This window comes from Rhizobium sp. 01T417 (assembly GCF_056398905.1).
Window position 1 is genome coordinate 1 of record NZ_JBFTQH010000055.1, and the last position, 19,095, is coordinate 19,095.

Sequence of the window (19,095 nt, forward strand, 5' to 3'; positions counted from 1 at the left end):
GTATTGCCAGACGCGATGTGGATGCGGACATCGGGATACTTGCGGGCGATCTTGGCAAGGAAGGTCGGCAGCATGCCCATGGTGGCCGGATAGATGCTGCCGATCCTGATCTGGCGGATACGACTGCCGCCGGCTGCCCGGGTCAGTTCGGTGGTCAGGTCGATGTCGCTTAAGATCCGCACACAGCGATCGTAAAAGGTTTCCCCTGCCCTGGTCAGTTCCACCCTTCTGGTCGAGCGGATGAACAGCGGACAGCCAAGCTCCCTTTCCAGCGACATCACATGATTGCTGAGTGCCGGTTGAGCAATGCACATCCTGGCTGCCGCCCGGCCGAAGTGCAGTTCCTCGGCCACCGCTTTGAAATAGGAGAGTTGGCGTAATTCCATGAAGTAATTCCCTGCCTCAACAGCAATTGAGGGATGCGTGATTGCCTCGCGTCGCCGAGCAGAACTAGGTATATTATCGCGCAGAATCACTGGCCGGGCACAACCGCGGCAGCGAACGGTATTCATCGGGTTACTATTGCTAGACTACACCAAGCTCCCTTCAAGTCAATACAAAATGTTTGGGGTTTTACAAAATGTCTATATCCGGGGCGCAGTGTCGTGCCGCCCGAGGCCTCATTGGATGGTCGCAGACAGAATTATGCGAGGCTGCCGGCGTAGGTCGGGCCACGCTTGCAAACTTTGAGGCCCAGAAGTCAACGCCTTACGATCGGACGCTGCGCGATATTGAATCGGCGCTGCAGGCCGCAGGGGTGACGTTCCTTGATGGCGATTATACAGGGTCCGGCGGCGAGGGTGTGAGACTTACACAACCGCCAGCCRCTTCGATCGAAGTTTAGAGAGAAGGGGTGGGAATGGAAGGGTTGTGTGTTATATACGGCAGCCTAGCTCTTACGGGCGCATCTCCGCCTGTGGATTTTTGAGTACGCCATTCCCCGTGTGATGAACCGGGAAAGGATTGCCGGCGCCATCACGCAGTATTTGGCATGAATGCGCCACTGTCCTCCGTCGAGGTTCCGCTAGGTCACCAGGAGATTGATTGATAAGGTTCCGACGAAATGACCTATGAGGCGGAGCGGCAGTGAAGATTCTCATTATCAGTCGGAAAGCCGAGCAAAGAAGACGACAGTTTCAATCGAGGCAAATGCAAAGGCTGGGACTGGATTTCGAGTTTCTCGACGCGTTCGAAGCAAGCGACCTGTCCGTCGACGACTGCCAAGCAGCAGCAAACACCTGGCCGAGTCCGACGCTTCGCGAGGATATCGCCTGCTTCACCTCGCACAGGCTCGCCTGGAAAATCATTGTCGAGCGTAACGAACGAACCCTGATCCTCGAAGACGACGCAGTACTGTCCTCAGGTTTTGCTGACGCGATCAGGACCATCGAGGCTCGGCGCGACAATTGGGACTGGGTCTATGACCTCGAGTTCGCGCCTCGCCCGCATATCCTTGCAAAATCAGCAGTTTGGACCGACGGCATGCACCGCGCGACCAGGGTGTTTCAGAACCGCGTCGGCAGCGCAGGCTATGTCATCGGCCCACGTGCGGCTGGGAAAATGCTGGAGGATACGAAGACCTACGCCCTGCTCGACGCTTACTTCTGGCATCGCGGCTGGTTGAAAGCCTACCAGATCGAGCCGACACCCGTCATTCAAATGCAATTTCTCGACGTAATCCCCGACAACTCGGCTTTTGTGCGCAAATCGATAGACCGGGAATATTTGCCCCAAAGCGAGCTACGCAGGAAACTGATGCGGCTTCGCCTTGAAGGCATCAAGGCGAGAAATCTGGTCAGGGGTTGGCTTGGCGGCGAAACGCGCCCGCTCCAAATCGACCGGGCAAGCTTTGCGGCCGATCTCGATATCAAGCCGCCGGCAGTAACGGCCTCCCCCTGACCAGCACCTCTGCCCCAAGCTCTCTAGCCGCGGTCGAAGAGCTCCGGTGCGATAAACCGGAGGACATAGTCCGCATCTGCGGCGCGCAGACGACTTCTCTAGCAGATGTCGTTTTGGCTGGTGCGGCAGCAGACCGGCATCCGAAGCCAAATCATCTCTAATCGGGCTAATATGCTTGTCTTTGCACCCGGTTTGTTCAACCATTGCACTAACCGCGGAATCAGGATGTTTCGAATTTAAGGAATTCTGAGCATGTTGGATGTTGATGGACTGACACGCACCAGGCGCTATTTTACGCGCTGGGTGCGGTATCGGCTCGCGGCACCACGAGTCCCCAACCTAGAGCGCCTCCTTCTTGGAAAGACGGTTGTCGTTACCGGCTCTGCGCCCTTCTCCACCAAGCCTCTGGGCTGGGACGATTCATTTCGGGTATTGACCATCAACGCCTCCCAAATCGCAGCTCAGGGCTGGCTGCCTCATTCGCCTGATGTGACATTGATGCAGTTCAATCAGATTGAAGGGCTCAACCCCGCCGCAGTCGAGGTTCGCCGGGTGCTACAGCATCAGAAAACCGGACTTCTTTGCCTTCTCAATTGGCGACATGAGCGGGCGCGGCTCCTTAGAGGACTTGAGGCGTTCGACTATCGTTACGACGAGCTGACACTGATCAGCCGCCATGAACGCATTGCCCTGATGCATCGGATGACAGGAAGATTGAATCTGGAACTGGAAGGCGAAGCCAAGTGGTCAAACGGCATTGTCGGCGCGGCTCTTGCGCTGGCGAGCGGGGCAGCAAACGTGGTTCTCACCGGGATCGACCCTCTTTCCAAGGGCCACAAATACAACTCATTGAATCTGTCTCGCATGCATCAAGAAACAGATTTGGAAGCACTGCAAATATTTCGCGACCAGAGATTACCCGTCTTCACCGCTGATCCGAACGTTGCCCAGTCGGTCGGGTTGCCCTTATGGGATCCGCGAACAACCTAGCTTCTCCGACAGCATTGGAGTCTCACCGGTCGCGCCACCGGGCCAATTTCGTTGCCACGTTGGATCATCCTGCTTGAGACGCTGTTAGGTCCAATCTCGCAGCCACGACAAATATTCTTCCGCCAGGACGAGTCAACTGCGGCCGTCCGTCGTGGCCTGTTTTCACTCGCACACCTTGAAACCGCCCACACGGCATGTCGGCAGTTGGTTCTTATGGAGTAGTCCGCTTCTAAAACAGACTTGGCTGCTCAATCGTCTTGGTTGTTGCGGTCGCCTTTGGCCGGAGATTTTTTCCACGCCTCACTTCTCCCTGACTGCCCGCGAGATGCGGTCCCAGACAGGCTGCCAGAGATACTCCACGAACGTGCGGCTTGACGTCGTGATGAACACCTCCGCGGGCATCCCGGGCACGAGCCTGACGTTCTCGAGCCTCTCGATCTCGCCGGAACCGAGCCGCAGCTCCGCCGGATAGTAGGTGACATGCGTCGCTGGATCCTGAGCAAGGTCGGCACCGACCATCGAGACGTCGGCATGCAAATCCGGGGTGGTTGAGCGGGTCGGCCCGACGACGCGCACGAAGGCCCTGTCGGCGAGATGAACGTTGTCGATATCCTGGGGACTGATACGCACCTCGATCTTCAGGGGGACGTGCTCCGGCACGATCATCATCAAGACCTCTCCGGCCCCGACCACCCCGCCGACGGTATGCACGGACAGTTCATGGACGAAGCCGTCACGGGGAGCCTTGATCTCCACCCGAGCGAGCGCGTCCAGCGCCTGTATCCTTCTGCCCTCGAGTTCGCTGATCTTCGCCTCGACCTCGGCAAGTTCCTTGCTCGCGTCGGCGACCGCTACCTGGCCAATATTGAGAATCTGGAGCTTCGTCTCCGCGATCTTCGCCCCGACCTCCGCCGTCGTCGCCTGGATCTCGCCGATCTCGCCGTCGAGCTGCGTGGCCGACCGTTCGAGCGTGTTGACCTGCGCAACGAGGACGAGCTTCTGCTCGAGGAGCCGCTGAAGGCTCTTGAGTTCGGTTCCCGCGTTCTCACGCTGGCGCGTCTTCGCCTTCTCCTGAACAGCGAGGCCATCGATCTGCTTCTCAAGCTGGTTGATGCGTTCCGTCAGTCCGCTTTCCTGTCCCCTTCGGGCTTCCCGCCGGGCCGCAAGCATTCTCACTTCGCGCTGATAGAGAGCGTCCTCGAACGCGGCCTCATCGGGCGGCAGGATACGCGTCGGGGCCGTGAAATCATCGAGGCCGTCCCTCTCTTCGCGAAGCCGTGCCGCCCTCATCCTGAGGTCGGCGAGCTGATGCACGACGATCTGCAGGTCGGAGCGGGCCGTCGTCGGGTCGAGCCGGATGACGACCTGGTTTTCGGTAACGCGCTGGCCGTCCTGCACGAAAATTTCCGAGACCACGCCTCCGGTCTTGTGCTGCACCTTCTTGATGCTGCCGTCGACCTCGAAATGCCCCGATGCCACGACCGCGCCTGAGAGCGGAACGAGAGCAGACCATGCACCAAAGGATCCGACAAAGACAGCGATGAGCGTCAGTCCCGCGAGGCCGTAGCGGCGGAGCGACGCACGGTAGTCGACATATCTCCAGAGTTCGCTGTCATCCATTGTCGGCCGCGCCCCCGACCGCCCGCAGCGGGGTCACGTCCACTGGCCTAGCCAACGCTGCGAGCACCTCGTCCTTCGGACCAAACATCCTGACTTCGCCGTCCTGAAGGAGCAACACCTTGTTCACCGCAGCGAGACCCGAGGGCCGATGGGTCACCACCACGGCTATCCCCTTTCGGGCTCGCACGCTCTCGATGGCTTCGGTGAGCGCTACGTCGCCGACAGCGTCGAGATTCGAGTTCGGCTCATCGAGCACGACTAGGAACGGGTTGCCGTAGAGGGCGCGGGCAAGCCCGATGCGCTGACGCTGGCCTCCAGAAAGGAAGACGCCGCCCTCCCCGATACGAGTGTCGTACCCTTTCGGCAGCGCCAGTATCATGTCGTGTGCTCCTGCGGCCGCGGCGGCGTCGATGATCCTGTCCGAGTTCCCTTCGGCCCGGAATCTCGAGATCACCTCGGCGACCGTTCCGTCGATCAGTCCGAGATCCTGCGGCAGGTATCCGACGTGCTGCCCCAGACGCTCGCGATCCCACTGGGCGAGTGCCGCACGGTCGAGCCTGACGACACCCTTCGCGGGAGTAAGCACACCGACGATGGCGCGGGCCAGCGAGGACTTGCCGCAGCCGCTTGGCCCGATCACTCCTAGCGCGTCTCCTGCCTTCAGCTCGAAGTTGGCGTTGACGAGAATCGGATCGCCGTCTCCCCGCAGGATCGCCAGTCCCTGCACCGTGAGCTTCGACTTGGGCGGACGGAGTTCCACCATCTCGCGCTCGACAGCCACTGCGAGCGACTTCTTCAGCCGTCCGTAGGCTGAGCGCGCGGCGACGAAGCCCTTCCAGTTGGCGAGCGCCGTGTCGATGGGGGCGAGCGCCCGCGCGGTCATGATCGACGCCGCGATCATCGCCCCGCCGGAGACCTCCTGATTGATGACGAGATATGCCCCCGTGCCGAGGATGGCCGACTGTAGGATCGTGCGGAAGATCTTGGCGAAGGTGCCGATTGTTGCGCTCACGTCGCTCGACTTTAGCGTGACGTGGACGTGCTCCTGATTGAGCCTTCGCCAGCGGCTGTCGAGCGCGCCGTGTGCGCCCATGGCCTCGATCGTCTCGCAGTTCCTTCGCGCGCCATCCGCGAGTGACTGCCTGATGGCGAAAATGCCACCGAGACGACGCACAGGTTCGCGGAGCCGTGACTCGGTAGTCAGCGCAAGCATGATGATGACGGCTCCGCCCCCGACGGAAAGCCATCCCAGCCACGAGTGCAGGATGAAGCAGCCGACGATGAACAGCGGCATGAACGGAAGATCGAAAATCGCCGCAGGCCCCGCCCCCGCGAGGAAGCCGCGCACCTGATCGAGGTCGCGGATCGGCGACGATGGCTGATCCCCCGGACGGGCATGCAGCGGCAGGAGGTTGGAGGCACGGAAGCAGAGGCTCGAGAGATCCTCGTCGAACTGCGCTCCGACCCGGCTCAGCATCCTGAGGCGGATCGAGTCCAGAAAGCCCTGAACCGCGAAGGCTACAAGGGCAACAAGCGACAGCGCAACGAGCGTCTCGACGCTCCGGCTCGCCAGAACCCGGTCGTAGACCTGCAGCATATAGAAGGAGCCCGTGAGCGTCAGAAGATTGATGACGGCGGAGAAGAGACCGATCAGGCGGAAGTCGCGCATCCTTGCACGGAGGGCATCGCGCGCCGGCTCGTAGCCGCCAGTTTTAAACCTTGTGTTGGCATTGGCGGCTTTTGGCGGTAATTTCATATAGTACTCCCGACAGAGTTGAACGCCCATGCCGCCTGGGCGAGGCGTCGTCGTTCCGCCCCCCTGCGGCATCCAACACACGACCTGGGAGTCAGCGGTCTGCAGGCTCGAGAACCTAGCTTCATGCGTGGCTGCCAGTCCCCACTGGTGCGGAGTGTCTGTTATATTCCCAGGTGAACAGCGCCGCATGACCCAATTGGGTGAGAAAGTAGCGACCATCGTCGCGAGTCCCGGTCCCTGCTCCGGTTGACCCATTGAGGCAGAATCTGCTGCAATTCGTAGGCGGTGACCGCCAGGGTTTCAGTGAAAGCGCCGCCGTGACCGTCATCAACCGTGAGCTTGAAGACATCCTGCGCCACTCCGTGGCGGAGACAGTCCCTCGAAGACGCGAAAGCTAAAACCGCCGTCGTCGGCCGCCGACGACTGGGCGCGGATAAAGGTTGGAGCTGCAAAGCTCGCGGTTTGGCAGTCGTGGACTGGACCTTTGATCCGCGACCGCCTCCCTCTTTCTCAGACGACCAGGATGTCCGCCGCGTGCAGGTTCAATCCCGGCTGCAGCGTCGCGAAGTGGATTTGGGTTCCGCCTGCCACGCTGCCATTGCTGTCATAGTTCAGCCAGCCCGTCGTCGGGTCGTAGATGATGCGGTCGCTCGCATCCTGCGCCTGCCCGCCATTGGCCACCACGAAGGCCGCGTTGGAAAGTGTCCCGTCCTGGAGCTGGCTGAACATGCCGTTGGCGTTGCTGAGCACGATGCGGTCGTGCACGGTGGCGTTCGCCGCGCGCGTCACGAAGTCCGTGATCGTATCCACCCCGGTCGATGCCAGAGAGACGTTGAACACGAACTGGTCTGCCCCGCTTCCGCCCGTGAGAAAGTCCGACCCTGCCCCGCCCGTGAGGATGTCGTCTCCGGCTCCGCCGTTCAGGGTGTCGCTTCCGGTTCCGCCTGTAATCGAGTTGTCGAGACCGTTGCCAACCCCCGCAAAGCTGCCGGACCCCGTGAAGACCAGGTTTTCGACGTTGTCTGGAAGGGTGAAGGTCGTGAGCGTGGTCTGGACCGTGTCCGTGCCGTCCCGGACGTTCTCCCTGACCGTGTCTCCCGCGTTGTCAACGAGATAGACATCGTTCCCGGATCCGCCCGCCATCGCGTCGGCACCTGTGCCGCCGTCGAGCCTGTCCGACCCGGCCCCACCGAGTAGGGCATCGTTGCCGGATCCGCCGAGAAGCGTGTCGTCCCCGCGTCCGCCGTCGACTGCATCGTTTCCGCCACCACCAGAGAGAACGTTGTCCCCGCTGTTGCCCGTGATAGCATTGTCGAGGTCGTTGCCCGTTCCGTCGATGTCATTGCTTCCAGTCAGAACTAGGTTTTCGATCTGGCCAAGCACGCGGGACGAAGGAGCGAGGCTGAAGTCCATCGACACTCTGACTGTGTCGTTTCCGCCCGAGCCAGCAACGGATTCATCGACTGTGTCGAAGTTGTTGTCGACCACATAGGTGTCGTCTCCACCGCCACCCTGCATCAGGTCCCTGCCAGCCCCGCCGTCGAGGACGTTGTCGCCGGAGTTGCCGACCAGCGTATTGTTCAGCGCGTTGCCCGTCGCAGCGATGTCCGCGGCTCCGATCAGCATTAGATTCTCGACGCTGCCGGACACCCGGTTCGAGGATAGGCTGAAGTCGACGGAGGACATCACGGTGTCCGTTCCGTTGCTACCGCTTTCATCGACACGGTCTCCGGTGCTGTCGACAACGTAGACGTCGTTTCCATTGCCGCCGCGCATCGTGTCGGCTCCGGCACCGCCGTCAAGCATGTCGTTGCCAGCATTGCCGACAAGGGTGTCGCTGCCACCACCGCCGTTGAGGCGGTTGTCGCCGCTGTTTCCGGTAATGGTATTGTTCAGGCCGTTGCCCGTGCCGTCGATGCTGGCGGTCCCGGTAAGGGTCAGGTTCTCGATGTCTCCCAACACGGTTGCCGAGACCGCGAGGCTGAACGCGATGGAAGCCTGCACGGTGTCGTTGCCGCCGCCACCGGATTCATCGACCACGTCGCCCGTGTTGTCGACGACGTAGGTGTCCCCTCCCGTGCCGCCCTGCATGAGATCGGCTCCGGTGCCGCCGTTCAGCATGTCCGATCCCGAGCCGCCAATCAGGCGGTCGTTGCCAGCCAGTCCGTTCAATGTGTCGTCCCCGGCCGCGCCGTCGAGCACGTCGTTGCCGGGCGTGCCGTTCAGCGTGTTGTTGCCGGAGTTTCCGGTGATGGGAGGTGTGGTTCCTTCCGAGACATCGGTCACCGTGATCAACACCGCCCTGTCGGTCGCAAATGTGCCGTCCGTCGCCGACACGACGATCTCGTAGACGTTGTTTCCGTTCGCATCGGAAGGTGCCTCAAAGTTCGGCGAGGACCTGAAGCTGACCATGCCTGTCGCCGGATCGATGTTGAAGAGCGCCGCATCTGTTCCGCCCAGCGAGTAGGTCAGCGCGCCGAGATTGTCGGCATCGGTGGCGTTCGCGTCGTAGACGGTTCCCGTGGCGTTTTCGGCAAAGCTCGCGGCCGCCACCGAAGTGAAGACCGGAGCATTGTCGTTCATGTTGGTGACGGTGATGGCGACAGACTGGTTCGTCGAGTTCGAGCCATCAGAGGCAGTCACGACAATGTTGTAGATGTTGTTCCCGTCCTTGTCGGCGGGCGCTTCGAAATTTGGTGAGGATTTGAAGCTGATCACGCCCGTGGAAGGATCGACGTCGAATAGTGCGGCATCGTCTCCACCAAGCGAATAGCTGAGTGAGGCGAGATTGTCGGCATCCGTGGCGGTCGCATCATAGACCGTGCCCGTGGCGTTCTCGGTAAAGGTAGCGGTAGCTCCCGAGCTGAAGGCGGGAGCATTGTCGTTGACGTTGGCCACCGTGACGTTGATCGTCTGGGTGTCCGACTTGCCCAGGCCGTCGAGCGCCTGGACAACGACCTCGTACACATTGTCACCGTCCGTATCGGCCTTCGCCTCATAGTCCGGCTGTTCCGCAAACGTCAGCGTACCCGTCGTCTCATCGATGACGAATTTCGCCCCGTCCGCGCCGCCGACTATCGAGTAGGCCATGGAGTGAGTGTTGCTTGGATCCGTTGCCGTGACGGTGGTCACTCCGCTCCCATTCTCGTCGATCTCAACCGCTGCCGTGTCGCCACCGCCGTCAGAGCTGATCACAGGACTGTTCGGTGTAATCACCAGTCGGGTGTAGACCGGGTTGGGATCGTGGGTGACGTTTGTGTCGTCCTCATGGGCGACCGAGAGAGTTCCCTCGATGTGGCCGGACAGGGTAATGGCAGTGTCGAATGACCCGTTGCCATCCACATCGATCCTGATCAGCGTGTCGTTTCCGACATGGTCCAGACGGTATGCGTTGGGTGAGGTCGATCCGAACGCGACGAGAATCTTTTCACCATACTCGTAGTCCGTAATCCGGTCGCCGTCCCAGTCTGACACGCTTCCGGTGAACACGTCCGCTCCCGTTCCGCCGGTCAGGATGTCCTGGCCAAACTGTCCGGCAAGGTAGTCGTCGCCCGCGCCGCCGACGAGCGTATCGTTGCCCTGGTCGCCCCAGAACTGGTCGTTGCCCGCGCCGCCATAAAGGGTGTCGTTGCCGACCGAACCCGTAAGAACTTCGGGGTTGATGTCGCCGATCGTGATGGTGAAGGTCTTGACGAGAGTGTTGCCCTGCGAGTCCGTGGCAATGACCGAGATCTCGTGGGTGCTGCTTTGTTCAAAATCGAGTAGCGCGCTGCGCGAGACGTGGATTTCATTGCCGCGGATGGTGAAACGTCCGCCGGCATCGTCGGCAAGAGAGAAGGTGCCTCCCGTAACGGCAGCATCCGGTTTCTCAAATTGAACCAGTCCCACGAGCGCGTCGTCAGCAGGGAACTCCCTGATCGAGCTGTTCGACAGAAGGAGATCGGTCGGTGCCTCCACGACATTGGTCACCGCCACGGATACTGATTGATCAGTGGACAGTTTGCCGTCAGTGGCGGTTACGGTCACCTCGTATGTGTTGTTGCCACCATTGTCGGTCGGGTGCTCGAAATCAGGCGTGGCCTTGAAGCTGACAGCCCCGGTCGCAGAATCTATGTTAAACAGTGCCGCATCGGCACCGCCCAGCGAATAGGTGAGCGGGTCGAGATTGTCCGCGTCGGTTGCCTGGGCATGATAGACTGGCCCCGTTGCGTTCTCGGCGACCGAGACCGCGACATCGGATGTGAAGACCGGAGCGTTGTCGTTCACGTTGGCTACGTTCACCGTCACCAACTGTTCATCGAACTCGCCATGGCTGTCAGTGGCACGAACCAAGACCTCGTATTTCTGGTCAGCGGGGCCGCCATTCGCATTGGGCTGCTCGAAGTCAGGAGCCGCGATGAATGCGAGGGCGCCCGTCTGGGTGTCTATGCTGAAGAGGCTTGCATCGGCGCCTCCTGTTATCGAGTAGGTCGCCACCTCGCCTGCGTCCGGATCGGTCGACGTTATGGTCGTCACGGCTTTGGTGTTCTCGTCCAGAGAGATTTCGCCCCGATCCCCCCCAGTTATCGTCGGTGGTGTGTTGATGGTGTTTTCCGCAACGTCCGTGACGGTGATCCCCACCGCAAGCGCACCCGATAGCGTGCCGTCCGACACGATCACCTGGATGTCGTAGACGTTGTCCGCGCCAGCGTCGGCTGGGGCTTCGAAGTTCGGTGCGTCCTTGAAGCTGACCGCGCCAGTCGCCGTGTCGATCTTGAAGAGTGCAGCATCTGTTCCGCTCAAGGAATAGGTGAGACTTCCGAGGTTGTCCGCGTCGGTGGCCTGTACGGTGTATACGACACCCGTCATGTTTTCGGCGACGGTTGCGGTGGCCGGGGATACGACCACCGGAGCGCTGTCGTTGAGATTGCCGACTGTTACCTCGAGTGCCTGCGTGTCCACGCCGCCGAGGCTGTCAGAAACCTGGACGACGACCTTGTAGACATTGTTCCCGTCCGCATCGGCCGGCGACTCGTGGTCAGCGGCAGCGATGAAGCTCAGGTCGCCCGTTGCGGGATCGATCGTGAATCTGGCTTGATCGTCGCCGCCGATGATCGAGTAGATAAGGCTGTCGCCGACATCTGGGTCGGTGGTGACGATCTTCGTCACGAACTTCACATTCTCACCGATTGAGACGGTCGCATTGTCCCCGCCGATGATCGTCGGCGCCGAATTGTCGGCTGCGGGGACGGTTCGATCTGCGAACTTCAGGAGTTCGATGTTCTTGAGCGTATCGACGCCATCCAGTCCTCCGGCGCGCTGATCCGCAACAGTCACGGTGCCATCGGCGTTCTCGGTGACGAGGTAATCGCCGCGGTTGCCTTCGAAGATCGCGGTATCGGTTCCATCGCCGCCGTCCAGCGTGTCGTTGTCGACGCCGCCCATGAGCTTGTCGTTTCCGGCACCGCCTTCCAGCAGGTTGCCGTGATTGCCGCCATAGATGGTGTCGTCGTACCGCGTACCCACGACGTTGCGTATGTTCGTCACCGTATCGATGCTGCCCCAGATGTCGCGCGCTTGATCAGCCTCGAGCAAGAGGTCCTGCGCGGGCCCATTCCCAAGCAGATTCACTTGCACGCCGTCGGTTGAGCCGTCATCCCGAACATCCCGGCTGTAGTCTACGGTGTCCAGTCCGGTCCCGCCGTCCATCGTGTCGCTGCCGCGCCCGCCGTAGAACCTGTCATTGCCCGCCCCGCCTATCAGGGTGTCATCGCCTTCCAAACCTTCGAGGACGTTGTCCTGCCCGTTGCCGATGATGTAATCGCCGAGATGCGATCCAGTGACATTCTCTATGTTGAGCAGCGAGTCACTGTCGCCGTACAGCCCGACGGCGCTGCGTGGACCGATGGTCCCGAGACTTGTCGCGAACGTCTGGCTTGAGAGATTGACAAGCGCTCCGTGGGCCGCCGTGCCATCGTCGTCGTAGCTGTAGTCGATCGTGTCGTTTCCGTCGCCCCCGTCGGCGAAGTCGTTGCCTGCCCCGAGCTGGAACTGGTTGTCGCCAGCGTTGCCGTAGATCCTATCATTGGAGGCCGTTGCCTTTACGCCGCCGACCCCGTTGAGGGTGTCCGTATCCCCGAAGCCATCGGTCGCGGTATGGGCTGCCTGGCCGCCCTGTGCGGTGTCCGAAAGGTTGACGATCACACCGCTCGCACCGCCGTACGACGCATCCTCGTCGTAGTAGGCCCACGTGTTGGAGCCTCCGCCGACGATCGTGTCGTTCCCGGCGAGACCCCAGAACCCCTGGTACTTGCCCGCGTCGGGTTCTGCGACGAACACGTCGTCGAATTCGGAGCCCCCCGCCTCCTCGATGCTGATCAGCGTGTCGATGCCGCCGTAGATGTCGATCGCGCTGTGAGGGCCGACCGTTCCGAGCTGCGAGGTCTTCGTCTCGTTGCTGAAATTGACAAAGACTCCGTGCGTGGCCGATCCGTCGTTTTCCAGGTTGTATCCCACGAAGTCATGCCCATCGCCGCCATCAACGAAGTCGTCGCCGCGCTTTAGCTCGAACTGGTTTTGCTTTCCGTCTCCGTAGAAGATGTCCGCGGAATTGGTTCCGACTACGCTTCCGACGTTGATCAGCGTGTCGGTGTCTCCGAAGCCGTCTCTGGCGGTATGGGCCGCCTGCCCGTTCTGCTCGATGTCGGACAGGTTAACGACGACCCCAGCCCCACCGCCGGAGTTCGCGTCATCGTAGTAGTAGACCCAGGACTGCTTGCCGCCACCCTTGATCGTGTCATTTCCGGCGAGGCCCCAGAAGCCCTGGTACTTGTCCGGATTCTGTGCGGCGATCATCACGTCGTCGAAGTCCGTGCCCATGACCTCCTCGATGCTGTTCAGGCTGTCGCTGTCGTTGAAGATGCCGATGGCGCTGTGAGCCGCCACGGTTCCGAGGAACGATGCCTGCGCCACGCCGGACAGGTTGACAAAAACACCGTGGGTCGCAGTCCCGGAGCGGTTGTCTTTGCTGTAGTCGATCATGTCGGTGCCGTTGCCGCCGTCGACGAAGTCGTCGCCGTCCAGCATCTGGAACATGTTGCTGGCGTCGTTGCCGTAGACCACGTCGTCATTGGCCGTCGCCCTCACCCGGTCGATGTTGACCAGTGTGTCGGTGTCGCCGAAACCGTCTGTGGCAGAATGGGCTGCCTGCGAATCGTGCTGAACGTCCGAGAGATTGACCTTGACACCAGCCGACCCCCCGAAGTCCAGGTCGCGGTGGTAGTAGATCCAGGTGTCATGCGAACCGCCGACGAGCGTGTCGTCGCCGCCCAGTCCCCAGAAGCCGTTGTAGCTCCCGTCTGTGCTGCCGATGATGGTGTCGCCCTTCATCGTGCCGAAGACTTCATCGATATTCACCAGGGTATCCGTATCGCCGTATGTGTCGGTCGCCGAGTGGGCCGCCTGGGAGCCGACCTGGACATTGGAAAGGTTCACCGTGACGGCACCGCCGCCGTCCTCGCCCTTGTCGCTGTATACGACCACGTCTTCCCCGTTACCCTCGCCACCGTCGATGAAGTCGCTTCCCTCTCCGCCGACGAGCCAGTCGACGCCGTCATGGCCAAGGATGGTGTCGTTGCCGCCCATCCCGTAGATCTCGTCGTCTCCGGGGGTTCCCTCGAGCGTTTCTCCTGCGTCGGTTCCGTTGATGATATTCCCGACGGACTCGGCCTTGTCCAAAACCGTGATCGCCACCGCGTGATCGGTCAAATGGGTTCCGTCAGTTGCGGTAACAACGATGTCGTAGACGTTGTTGCCGCCCTGGTCGCCGGGTGCCTCAAAGTCGGGCGCATTCTTGAACGTGACAGCGCCCGTCGTGGCGTTGATGTCGAACAGCGCGGCATCGGCTCCCTTGAGACCGTAGCTCACCGAGCCAAGGCCATCCGGATCAGCCGCCTGGGCGACATAGACAGACCCCGTTGCGTTTTCGGCGAATATTGCCGTCGTGGGGGTCGTGAAGACGGGCGAAGTGTCGTCGAGATTGCCGACGGCGATCTCGAACGTCTTGTCGAAGGTGTGGTTCTGGCTGTCGGTGACCCGCACGGTGATCTGGTACGAGGAGGCCGCCTCGTGGTCGAGAAGTCCTGCCGCGACGATCTGGTTCCCGAACAAGCCGAACCGTCCGCCCGCATCATTGAGCAGTTGGTAGGTGAACGTCTCGCCATTGTCTGGATCGGCCGTCGCCAGCGCGCCGACCACCGTGCCCGCCGGGCTGTTTTCAGCAATGGAGCTAGCCGACAGCGATATATCGGTCGGAGGCAGGTTCACCGAGTCGTCCACGTCGAGGACGCTGATCGTGAAGGTCTTGTCGTATGTGTTTCCAGCGGCATCTGTCACGCGCGCCGTAACCGAATGACTTGCGGCGGTCTCGAAGTCGAGCGCCCCGCTGACCACGAGCTGGTTTCCGGAGAGGGCAAAGCGGCCGCCCGCATCATCGAGCAAGGAGAACGTCAGGGTGTCGCCTGCATCGGGATCCGTGGCCGAGAGTATACCCACCACAGTGCCGTTAGCGCTGTTCTCCGCAACCGTGGCGCTGTCAATGACGATGCTCCGGGGCGAATGGATCACGGAGTCAAGGCTGCGCGTTCCGTCCGCGAACTCGAAGGACTCCACCTCTGCTATCTGGATCGACTGGCCTGAGTTGACGACACGCTGATCCACGAGGATGACACCGGTGTCGCCCCACTGGGAGACCGCGAAGTCGCTAAAGTTTCCTGAAAGCACGGCGACGTCTATCCCGACACCGCCGTTCAGGTAGATCTGGCCGGAGCCTGCGATAAGGCGGTCGTCGCCCTCTGCACCGTAGGCTTGGCCACCGCCTGTTCCCACATCCAGTACGTCGTTGCCAACGCCGCCGTCCATATAATCGTATCCGGCACCGCCGGACAACGCGTCGTCGCCGTCGCGGCCATAAAGGGTATCGTCTCCGCCGAGCGTGGATACATTGTCGTCGCCCGTTCCGCCGTAGAACTGGACCTGTTCGATATTGCTAAATGAGCCTCCATCGCTCATGTGCGTGACACCATCGGACTGGATGAAGCTCAGGCCTCCTGTCTGATATGTGCGGTCGAGGGTCAGTCGGTCGAAGCCCTCTCCACCATCGATGGTGTCCGCACCGCCGTACGAGGCAATCGTGTCGTCTCCTGCGCCACCATCGAGAATGTCGTCGCCCGTGCTGCTGACACTATAGTCGTCATCATAGAGCTGGTCGCTGCCTTCTCCGCCATGGATCTCATCGTTGCCGCCTCCCCCGCTCAGGACGTCGTTGCCGCTGCCTCCAGTGAGAGTGTCGTTTCCCGCCTCGCCGCTGGCAGAGCCTCCGAGGCCGCCGAGTGTCAGCGTGTCGTTGCCATCGCCACCGCTAAGGTACGAGTACTGATCAGCTCCGCCGACGAGTATGTCATCGCCGCCGTAGCCATAGGCCGATCCGCCCCCCAGTCCGACATCGAGGAAGTCATTGCCGCCACCGCCGTAAAGATTGTCAAAGCCGCCTCCTCCCAAGAGAATGTTGTTGCCCTCGCCGCCTTGCAGATAGTCGTCCCCATTTCCTGCCGTGATATGGTCGTCGCCCGCGCCACCGTAGAACGAGATCTGCTCGACATGGATGATCGAAGTACCGTCGCTCGCGGTCGCCGCCTCGTCGGGGTTTGCTACGGCGAGAGTGATCCCGCTTGCCAATCCCGAACGATCAAGAGACAGCCGATCAAAACCTTCTCCGCCATCGATCGTGTCGGCACCACCATAGCTGTACATCGTGTCGTTCCCTGCGCCGGCATCGACATGATCGAATCCCTCGTCGGCATAGATCGTATCGTCGCCCGCACCACCGTCGATCGTGTCGTCGCCAAGGCTCCCAGCAAGATAGTCGTTCCCGTCGCCGCCATTGAGCGTGTCATTGCCGGCACCTGCCATTATCTGGTCGTTGCCGCCGCCGCCGCTCAGCGTGTCGTCTCCGTCTCCCCCGGAGATGAAGTCGTCACCGTCAAGGGTGGAGACGACGTCGTTTCCATCGCTGCCGATGAACGAGATCTGTTCCACATGAACGAATGAGCCGCCATCTCTCATGGAAGTGACGGTATCGGTGCTGGCTGCCGTGAAGGAGATCCCGTCGGCCGAGCCAGAGCGGTTGATGGTCAGACGGTCGAACCCGTCGCCGCCATCGATCGTGTCGGCACCACCGTAGCTGTTGATCGTGTCGTCGCCCGCGCCGCCGCTAAGCGTGTCGGCCTCGCCGGTCTGGAAGTTATCGGAATCATAGAGCTGGTCGTTACCGGCACCGCCATAAAGCTGGTCGCTGTCCATACCGCCGTAGAGCGCGTCGTCGCCGTCTCCTCCGTCGAGAATGTCATCGCCGAGGTTTCCGAAGATCGAGTCATTTCCCGTCCCGCCAACGATCGTGTCATTGCCTTCCAGCCCCGACAAATAGTCGTTGCCCGCGCCACCATCGAGGTTGTCGTCACCGGGTGTTCCGGACAGTGTGTCGTCCCCGTCTGTGCCGCCGATGACGACGACATCCTCCTCCTCGATGGCGAGGCTTGCATAGACCGCGCCGGATTGATCCCTGGTGACGTTCGGGTCGGATTCCTGAGCCATTGTGAGCGATCCCTTGAAGATGCCGGACAGGGTGATCGTGCTTTCGAAGGTGCCGTCACCGTCCTCGTCGATCCGAATGAGCGTATCCGTGGCCGTATGCTCCATGCGATATGCGCTGCTCCCGGCGGCGCCGCCGGAGACGAGGATCTTCTCCCCAAACTCGTAGTCGTTGATGCGGTCGCCGTTCAGGTCAGCGACGGAGCCACTGAAGGCGTCCTTGCCGCCGCCTCCCGTGAGGAAATCGGCGCCCGTCTGACCTGCGAGGAAATCGTTGCCGTCGCCACCCGAGACGAAGTCCGTTCCGCCACCGCCGTAGAGGAGATTGTCGTCCGCGTTTCCAGAGACGAGATTGTCCAGTTCGTTGCCGCGCGCCACCTTGCCGCCGTCGAATAGAATGAGGGCTTCGACGTTTGAGGGAAGATCGAAGTCGCTTGAGGCAACGACGAGGTCGTATCCCCCGCCTGCCGCTTCCGACACAACGGATGTCGGTTTAGACACCAGGAAGAGATTGTCACCGGAGCTGCCGACGAAGGAGTGTCCGCCATCCTGACTGTCTATCTGTTCAAGACTGCCGAGGTGGTTCTTTAACGGAGGCGGAAGTGGCGGCGCGTGATTGAGATCGGGATAGAACTGAATGATTTGCTTGGTGACCATGTCCTTCATGATCGGACTGAGCAAATTGTATAGCAGGATCGGCGTACCTATCGCGGCGACGGTGGCGAGGACAGGAACCGCGACGGCGGCCACCTCAAATCCGAGGATCATTGCGGCGGCCAGTTCCGCCGCCTCCACTCCGGCAGTGATCGCAACCCCGGTTCCCTCCGCGAGAAGAACTGCCGCGGTTGCGTCCCAAAAGCTTACGACCGCGTGTATTCCTGCAAGTTCCTTGAGCTGGGCTTCGTTGGGCTGGCCTTTTGCGGTATTTGTCTCATCGACATAGTTTGCCACAATGGCGGTGACGTTGATGGCGACCCCCAGATATTTCGCGCCTTCTTCGAGCGTGTCGGAAAATGCTGCATAGTCGTCAGAGTATTTTACGAGGGCTAAAAGGAGGCCGTTCCGCACATCGTGGAATTTATTGACCAGATCGAGCATCCCGGCGGTGCTGCTCTGGTGGTCAATGAACCACTTGATGCGGTCCTCTACTTTGACATCAATGGAGGTCGACTGCGCGCCAGCGGCGTCGAAATAGACCTTCTCATTGCTGCCTATCGGATGTGCGAATACGTCCAGCTTGAACATCTGGGCGTATTCGGGAAGCTGGTCATCCTTCGCGAACACGGCATCCACTGTGGCGGATGTACTCCCTGCTTCGATGGTGACGTCAAAGGTGGTGATCTGCTCGCCAGATTGAGGATCGGTTGAAATGAACGTCAGCAGAATTGGGTACGGCACCGCCTTGTCCAGTGTGACGATCAGGTCAGGGGCATCCTTCACGCCTTCATAAGCCAGTATTTCCGAGCCGGTGATCGCCTTCAGGATCACTATCGGCCCGTCATCATTGACGACCTGGATTTCCGAAGTGGCCGTGTCGAACTCGCTCGAGGCCGTGACTGTGATCTTCTCGAAATTCTCCGCCAGCGTCGGCCCTGACACTTCCCGGACGTGGTCGTCGTTTAAATCGAGATTGAACTCGACAGTCTGGCTCATCGCGGGCATGACGACATCGAAGGTCGTCTGCTTGAAATCGCCCTCCCCTCCGATCACAACGTGGATCGTGTAGTCGAAGGCCGCCGGATGATCAGCGGTAATCTTAAGTACAGGAAGGACGCTCTTTTCATCCTCCCTGACCGCCAGTTCGTGGATCTCGAGCTTTGGCTTGTCAGCGGAATCATCGATATTGACGGTTATCACGCCGGAAAACGGAGTCACCACGGGAACCGGAGGATTGCCCTCCTCGAGGGTCGTGATCGCTGCCGAATAGTCGATGAAGAACGTCTCGGTTCTTTCATAGACATTGTCGTCCACTGTCACGATGGGAAGAGCGAATTCAGCGTCGCCGCCACCGGACTCATGCAGAGCAACATAGTCGTCGGTTCCGTTGGGTGTTCCCGCCGCCAGCGTGGCGGTGCCATCCCTGCTCTGCACTGAATAGGTGTACGACTCGACTTCATCGTCGGCGATGACCAGATCGATCGTTCCGCCTTCCAAGACGGTGAAATTGCGATTTTCTGTCGGCATAGTCCGTCCCCACCCTGGCT

At 60.7% G+C, this 19,095-nt stretch carries 7 protein-coding genes; 3 read left to right on the forward strand and 4 right to left on the reverse strand.

Features of this window, described 5'->3' with window-relative positions:
* Positions 1–386: LysR family transcriptional regulator (locus AC1DPR_RS29105; RefSeq protein WP_477817738.1), on the reverse strand; the 386-nt coding region annotated here is incomplete at its 3' end.
* A gap of 194 nt (positions 387–580) precedes the next feature.
* Here AC1DPR_RS29105 and AC1DPR_RS29110 point away from each other — a divergent pair.
* The 3 genes from AC1DPR_RS29110 (at position 581) to AC1DPR_RS29120 (ending at position 2,889) form a co-directional block, all read left to right on the forward strand.
* The gene (locus AC1DPR_RS29110; RefSeq protein WP_477817739.1) at positions 581–844 is read left to right on the forward strand and encodes a helix-turn-helix domain-containing protein; all 264 of its coding nucleotides are present in this window, start codon (positions 581–583) and stop codon (positions 842–844) included.
* A gap of 257 nt (positions 845–1,101) precedes the next feature.
* Entirely contained in the window at positions 1,102–1,899 is a 798-nt protein-coding gene (locus tag AC1DPR_RS29115) for a glycosyltransferase family 25 protein (protein ID WP_477817748.1), read from the forward strand.
* A gap of 252 nt (positions 1,900–2,151) precedes the next feature.
* Positions 2,152–2,889, forward strand: coding sequence for a membrane-anchored protein (locus AC1DPR_RS29120; RefSeq protein WP_113583488.1), 738 nt, complete (start codon positions 2,152–2,154; stop codon positions 2,887–2,889).
* Positions 2,890–3,189: 300 nt separating this feature from the next.
* On the opposite strand, the gene AC1DPR_RS29125 is transcribed toward AC1DPR_RS29120, so the two are convergent.
* The 3 genes from AC1DPR_RS29125 to AC1DPR_RS29135 all read right to left on the reverse strand — a co-directional run bounded on the left by AC1DPR_RS29125 (position 3,190) and on the right by AC1DPR_RS29135 (position 19,075).
* Positions 3,190–4,509 carry an HlyD family type I secretion periplasmic adaptor subunit gene (locus AC1DPR_RS29125; protein WP_477817740.1) on the reverse strand — a complete coding sequence of 440 codons (1,320 nt, stop codon included), beginning with the start codon at positions 4,507–4,509 and terminating at the stop codon, positions 3,190–3,192.
* On the reverse strand, positions 4,502–6,265 hold the full coding sequence (locus AC1DPR_RS29130) for a type I secretion system permease/ATPase (RefSeq protein ID WP_477817741.1): 1,764 nt from the start codon (positions 6,263–6,265) through the stop codon (positions 4,502–4,504). The genes AC1DPR_RS29125 and AC1DPR_RS29130 overlap by 8 nt, the downstream gene beginning before the upstream one ends.
* A 510-nt stretch (positions 6,266–6,775) precedes the next feature.
* Positions 6,776–19,075 carry a cadherin domain-containing protein gene (locus tag AC1DPR_RS29135; protein WP_477817742.1) on the reverse strand — a complete coding sequence of 4,100 codons (12,300 nt, stop codon included), beginning with the start codon at positions 19,073–19,075 and terminating at the stop codon, positions 6,776–6,778.
* Between the last annotated feature and the right edge of the window lie 20 nt (positions 19,076–19,095).